This window comes from Candidatus Epulonipiscium viviparus (genome assembly GCF_030708075.1).
Taxonomy (GTDB): domain Bacteria; phylum Bacillota; class Clostridia; order Lachnospirales; family Cellulosilyticaceae; genus Epulonipiscioides; species Epulonipiscioides viviparus.
In genome coordinates, this window is record NZ_CP117982.1 from 3,232,790 (window position 1) to 3,239,266 (window position 6,477).

At 38.1% G+C, this 6,477-nt stretch carries 7 protein-coding genes; 5 read left to right on the forward strand and 2 right to left on the reverse strand.

The window, feature by feature from the left end; genetic code table 11:
* Positions 1-120 precede the first annotated feature (120 nt).
* Positions 121-2,001: an alpha-amylase family glycosyl hydrolase gene (locus PCY70_RS13645; RefSeq protein WP_305767920.1), complete on the reverse strand. Its 1,881-nt coding sequence runs from the start codon at positions 1,999-2,001 to the stop codon at positions 121-123.
* A 258-nt stretch (positions 2,002-2,259) separates the two neighbouring features.
* Here PCY70_RS13645 and PCY70_RS13650 point away from each other — a divergent pair, with 258 nt between their 5' ends.
* On the forward strand, positions 2,260-2,382 hold the full coding sequence (locus PCY70_RS13650) for a hypothetical protein (RefSeq protein WP_305767921.1): 123 nt from the start codon (positions 2,260-2,262) through the stop codon (positions 2,380-2,382).
* A gap of 575 nt (positions 2,383-2,957) precedes the next feature.
* Positions 2,958-3,371, forward strand: coding sequence for a hypothetical protein (locus tag PCY70_RS13655; protein WP_305767922.1), 414 nt, complete (start codon positions 2,958-2,960; stop codon positions 3,369-3,371).
* Positions 3,372-3,494: 123 nt separating this feature from the next.
* Here PCY70_RS13655 and PCY70_RS13660 read toward each other — a convergent pair whose 3' ends face one another.
* Positions 3,495-3,794 carry a hypothetical protein gene (locus PCY70_RS13660; protein ID WP_305767923.1) on the reverse strand — a complete coding sequence of 100 codons (300 nt, stop codon included), beginning with the start codon at positions 3,792-3,794 and terminating at the stop codon, positions 3,495-3,497.
* Positions 3,795-4,396: 602 nt separating this feature from the next.
* Here PCY70_RS13660 and PCY70_RS13665 point away from each other — a divergent pair.
* The 3 genes from PCY70_RS13665 (at position 4,397) to PCY70_RS13675 (ending at position 5,484) form a co-directional block, all read left to right on the forward strand.
* Complete coding sequence (locus PCY70_RS13665) at positions 4,397-4,552, forward strand: hypothetical protein (RefSeq protein ID WP_156778390.1); 156 nt, start codon at positions 4,397-4,399, stop codon at positions 4,550-4,552.
* Between the two features lie 125 nt (positions 4,553-4,677).
* The gene (locus tag PCY70_RS13670) at positions 4,678-5,028 is read left to right on the forward strand and encodes a hypothetical protein (protein ID WP_305767924.1); all 351 of its coding nucleotides are present in this window, start codon (positions 4,678-4,680) and stop codon (positions 5,026-5,028) included.
* Between the two features lie 210 nt (positions 5,029-5,238).
* The gene (locus tag PCY70_RS13675) at positions 5,239-5,484 is read left to right on the forward strand and encodes a hypothetical protein (protein WP_305767925.1); all 246 of its coding nucleotides are present in this window, start codon (positions 5,239-5,241) and stop codon (positions 5,482-5,484) included.
* Positions 5,485-6,477: the final 993 nt, after the last annotated feature.

Genomic DNA, 6,477 nt, shown 5'->3' on the forward strand with positions numbered 1-6,477 from the left:
TTTGCCATGATATGAAGTTGGGTATCATGGCTTTTTTATATTTGGGTAGCTACCGCGTCTGCAGCAAAAGAGGTGGGATACCCCTCCAAATGCAGCATGTACTGACGCTTCACTAATTGCTCACTTATTACCAATTAATACACAAAAACTAAATTCATCTGCCAAATAACTTTTGCTTACCTGAGCCTCAAATGTTGACTTTTGGTTGCTATCTAGATAAACGCTCCAGCCGTTTTTGGTTGGTGGTAAGTTAAATACCAGCGGTTCGCTATAATTATTCATGATAAAGTAGACTTGAGAATCTTCTCCGTTTAAACTAAACGCTAGGCTTCGAGAATAGAAGCTCCAGTCTGGCAGGTGCGGTCTTGTTCCGTGCCATACAATATCTTTGTCTGTATCGTGATCATACCATTTCAGCTTGCTGCGCAGTGCGAGAGCCTTCTTTACAAATAACGTGACATCACTGAATTTGTCTTGGCGTGCCCAATCCACCCACACTGTTTTGTCGTTTTGGCAAAAGGCATTGTTGTTTCCGCCTTGTGTTCTGGCTCCCTCATCTCCCATAACGATCATTGGCACCCCTTTGCTAAATATTAGCAACGCCATTAAACTTTTCATTCTCTTGATGCGCAATTGATTGATCTTAGCGTCGCTGGTTTCGCCTTCATAGCCGCTGTTGTAACTGCAGTTGTTGTTGCTACCATCGCGATTGTTTTCGCCATTGTTGATGTTGTGTTTTTCGTTGTAGCTTACAAGATCCCACAAAGTAAAGCCGTCGTGAGCCGTAATAAAATGAATAGGCAACGTTTTGGAGTTACCATCTATATTTCGAACGTCGTTGCCCACAATGCATGTTGCGATCTGGTTAACATGCCCTTTATCTCCTTTGCCAAAGCTGCGAACGCTATCTCGAAATGCGTCGCTCCATTCATGAAATGGGAATGGCATCTTTCCTACATAATACTTTCCTTTAGCATCCCAGCTCTCGCTAATTAGCTTTACGTTCTTTAGAATGGGGTCGTCCGCTATTTTCTGCATTAAAGATCCATCCATCCAATTGCCGTTTTCTCCTTGAGCCAAAATAGCGCCTAAATCGAAGCGGAACCCGTCAACACCCATCTCCAAAACAAAGTATCTAAGGCTGTCTATAGTCATCTCCTGAACGAGCGAATTGGAGGTATTGAGCGTATTGCCTGTTCCGGAGCAGTTGCTAAAGTATGGGCCATGGTGCCTATAATATCCTTTGCGGTTGAGAAGTTTAAAATTAAACAGTGCGCCGCCCTCGCCACCTTCGCCGGTGTGATTATAAACCACGTCCAAAAGAATTTCCATACCTCTGTCATGAATTTCGCGAACTAACTCTTTAAATTCTTCACGCACATGTTCCTTGTCTTCTGCATATACAGGATCTAGAGCAAAGAAGCTTATTGAATTATAGCCCCACTCATCGGTTAATATTCGGCCTGTCTTTGGATGCATATTGATCAGCGTATGCCTATTCCACAAATAGACTGGCAACAGCTCCACTGCCGTAATGCCAATATCCTTTAGATAGTCAAGTTTTTCGATCATCGCCTTATAGGTTCCGCCACCACGCAAACCTTTGGTAAAATGTCCCACATGCATCTCGTATATCGTTGTTCTAGACCATGGTATCATTGGACGCTTGGTATCGTTTCGTTGCAATAACACTACTTTATTGAAATACCTACCATCTTGATTTTGCATTACTTCATAGCCATAAGGATCAATTAGATAACGCTCTTTTGTTCCGTCGAGTACGCTCCAGGTATAATACATTCCTTCGATCGCATCGTCCATTGCGATATAAAAAAAATCTCCCTCAGAATCTAGATTGCGCACCAATGTTTTTTCAAATACGGCACTTTCTTCTATGTTGGTATACAAACTCAATGTTATTTGATCAAAATCTTGCATGTATATTCCAAATACAAATTCATTATCAATTTTATGACAGCCAAGTCTTGGATAGCCGTTCATTATACCATCTCCCTTTCTAGAATGATTCATAGTAGTATAAACAATTGCGGATCGCTTTGCAAGGTACCAATTTCATATTTACTGGCACTACACTAATGTATGAAAAAACTTCGCATTAGGTGTTTTAATTTGAAATTTTCGCTATAATACATTTATTATATATAGTACAAAGTTTATTTTTTGGCAAATTTATTTTATCACGTATAAGCATTATTGTTACAATCTCTGTTTTTGATTAAAGAAAAGGAGCTTAATGACATGAACAAATTACAACGCAACGTTATTTTGCTCGTCGCAACCACATCCTTTACACTTAGAATGCCCACTTTTGCGAATGAGATTCTTCCCAAAGTTAACTTTATGCTAGTGGTGTATATGTAATTGTCGCACAACCGATAACGAGGGTGTAACCACAAGAAAATGATGCGACTTCACAGGCTTTATTATTTTGGAGAGATATACGCTCTTGGCTCTGTGATATCCACTGCAGGTGAATAGAACATGCTACTCACTGTTGCGGACGAAGCTACAGATAGCAAAGCTCCGGTGTTTAGGTAGAGGCAACTTCCCTTGATGCTAATCCAAACATCGCAACTGTTAATGATTCAGCTGCAATCCTAAATTATACGATATACTCAATCAACGGGACCGAATACGTAAAATTTAATGGTTCCGATAGCTTTACTAACGCCGTTGCTGAAATACTCTCTCCAAAATCGGTACATATAATATCATTATAACTGTCGCAGATAATCTGCACAGATATTACAAATCACGTTCACTGTAACTGATACAACCGCACCAGTCTTCGGTTATAACGATAAGATTTTTACTGCAATAGACAAAACCTCGGTGAGGCTATCACAATTGCAGAGAAATTTGTACCTGCCATAAAGATAATAGAAGATAACTTAAAATCTACGACATACGAAATCGATGGTATCAAATCCAAAAAATTGGCTGGCCCAACAGGTTTCGATTTTGCCATATCGAAAATGTTATCGAGGGTAGATACAAAATCTCCAGGGGTATACGACATCCGCATTGTTATATTAGATCATGCCAACGCCCCACAAACGCTACGCACTGCTCTTATAATTACTGCAGTAGTCGATTCTACCGCCCCAGTATTTACATTTAACGATAAGCAACAAAAAGATCAAGCTACAGTTTCAGTTAAACATAACGAAGGAGCCACTTACAATGTGCCTATTTCTGTTGTTACTAACGACAATGAGGTCACTGTAGCCTACAGATCTGCTACGCAGCTGCCAACAGGGTCTGTGGCAACCGGTCTAACTACGGCATTTGCCGCGCTCTCGGCTTTAATATCTGCGGCACATATTTGGAGAACACACTATAATAATTAACGCAGCAGATAAGGCTGAAAACGCAACCATACTTATATTTGAGGTAACTCTTAATGCGATAGCAAGACCAATCTTTAAAGCAGATTTTGTATCTAACGTTATTATACCCCTAGGTGATAAAAATTATACATCATATATCGTAGGCAAAATATAAATTTCACCTCGCAAGTTCTGGGTGCGATCTATTTTGTGATATGTAGAATACGCTACGATAGCAATAGCAGGATCCTCTGCTACCGAGAAGGATAACCCTACTATTATATCGAGAGCGTATAAGGACAGTGTATTGATTAGAGATGTTAGCAACATAATGGAACAGGCTGAAGTGTATGATGTGATTTTCGCAACTCCAAAAACTGACGAAATAGCTACTGTTAGATTTGCCACTATTGCTATAGCCGGTGCATATGCCGAAAGGGTCACCTGAACTCCAAATGCACGTCCTGTTATAAATGCTCCTGAAAAGGAGGCAATTCATTAGAAGTGAGAGAAGAATATGTTGTACCAACTCTTAAAGCCACGGACTCAGAACAGTCGGGTATTGAACTGTAAACTATTTTGGTTATACTTGATGAGAGAAATAACGAGGTTATTAGCTCTGATGTTGTGACTTTAAAAGTTGGAAAATATCAAATACAATTTTCAGCTCAAGATGCTGTCGGCGCAGCAGCTGAAGAAGTGATAATAAAAGTTACTGTGGAAAATGTTCTTGACAAAACAAAACCCGCGATTAACTCCCTTAAAAAAATCATACTAAAAAAAGACCACTTTTGATTTTATCTCATAAAGGAGAAATTGTATCTGGAGCTAATACCAGTGTAAAAATAAGCACATATTTCACGCTAGTATACGCTATAACAGACAAGGCTGAAATGTCTCAGATGCCATTGCAATCAAAGTAACTATATCAGAATCCGTCGCAGACATTTCTGTTGCAGCAGATCCAGCGCCTTTGCTAGAAGTTTGCTGCTAAAAATGCCTTTATTTTCCTAACCATAGTTGCAAAGGATAAATACGGTGTAGAGTTGTCATTAATTTATACTGTTATAAAGAAGGCAGGCGGAACAATTACAACCGTGGATACGGATCGAAATTCTGATAATATTACTAAACTGGGAGGGAGATATCTAATCATTCTCAAGATTCATACGGAGATTCCGTTTACTACGACGTTGAGATAATAGTGATCAATGATATTGCTCCAGTTATTTGGTATAGCGACCTCATGGCTTAAGAAGGAGCACATATCAATCTTAAGAGAAATGAGGCTTTTGCATTTTACGTTTCGATTGTAGAAAAGGCAGAAATGGCCAAACTTACTCAAAGAATTACAACACTAGGCGATCCGCCAGTTAAAGGACTAGGCAATCAAAATATTGCGCTCGGAACTTTATACAAGCTTCCGCCAAGGACGAGATGCTACAAAATTACCTACACAGCAGATGATGGTTTTTATACAGACAACTTTAGTATTACGATCACTGTTGATGAGGAGGAGGTAAGTAAAGTAGATCTTCCTATTTTTAGGGTAATTGATGAGCGTACTCAAAAGCCGGTGGCTGCTGATGCTATAATCAAACGTACTTTAAACGACGATGTTGAATCGCTAGATCTCATATACGAAGCAACCGATGGAGCCGAAATCACTGTCACCTAGAGCGTTAGTATCAGCGGTAGTATCAGTAACGAAGATCGCATCATGGATATTACAGAAATTTTTAACTCCCCAGCTCGGTATACGATTATTGTTAAAGCAACAAAAGACGATAAAGTTGCAACACACATATTTACCCTCATAATATATAATTCCCATAAAACGGTTTATTTATACAAAAATATTCAATAAATTGATAAAAATATTGCTTGTATGGAATTCTTAACCAAAAACGAGGCACTGTTAAAGTTTGATGTTAAAGCGATTGAGAACGCATTGATTTTAAAAATTTTCCGTATCAAATTTTTAAAATTATCTCTAACAGTACATGCTGATGTTGCGAAGGAACTAGCTAAAGTTGCTCCAACAATCGAAACTGTAGCAGCCACGCCAATAGCAATGGACAATGTAGGCGGCGCCATTATAAGGAAAGCATTATATATAGAAAAGCCATTATAAGGAAAGTATTAATATAGGAAAGCATTATAATAGGAAAGCATTAATATAGGAAAGCATTAATATAGGAAAGCATTATAATAGGAAAGCATTATAATAGAAGAAAGTATTATAATAGAAGAAAGTATTATAATAGGAAAACATTATAATAGAAGGAACTGCTTCAGCGGCGCCGTTGCTAAACTATAGCGTCCCTATTAAAATATGAACCGTATCAGAAATGGAGAGGTCTGTACAGGAAGTACAAATTCGATCACACGTAAAGCTTACAATTTTTTACGCGATACAAAATAGCTGGATGCTCCAGTAGCGGCGAGAGAAGGAAACCAAATCGGATGTTGCATTGGAAATTTTGAATGCGTAGGAAGGACGCTAGAAGGGCTTAAAAACATAGAGGCATTTGAGGACCCCAAAAAATACCAAACGCGACAGTGACGATAGAAAATAACGCGTAGTACGCGATATTAAGCGGTAGTATCGTCGTCGGTTGTGGTGGTATTTAAAATTCTGTTCTAAAATTTTATAAAAAAAATATATATAATTATAGGCTATCTGCCTTGACAATGTCTGTTATACTTGACTTGTAACGAAAAAGATTTTTCTCATGCTTTCTTTCACTTTCTTTCATACGTGCTTACTTTTGGTTATTTTTATTTAATCAAAGTACTATCCTATTAAAAAGTTATTCTCTATGAAGGTTATATTATGTTTGTTGTTGAAGTGTGATGCTTGGAAAAATCGTTATTGGCTTTTAGGGATTAAGATAAGAGTTTCCAATCATATGATATATTCATGTGATAAACAATATATGGATTAGTTATTTACTGCCTCTTGGTAGTGTCTTCCTTTTTCTTTTTTCAACTCCTAGATTGTTTTGGTACTATTATCTATTCGCCTACTCTCCCTAAAAACTAATAGTTACACATTTGCAATAGACTCAGAAGACGCAAGAGCTTTGTTTTTCCTTTTCTATTTTTCTATTTTTCTCGCCTATCT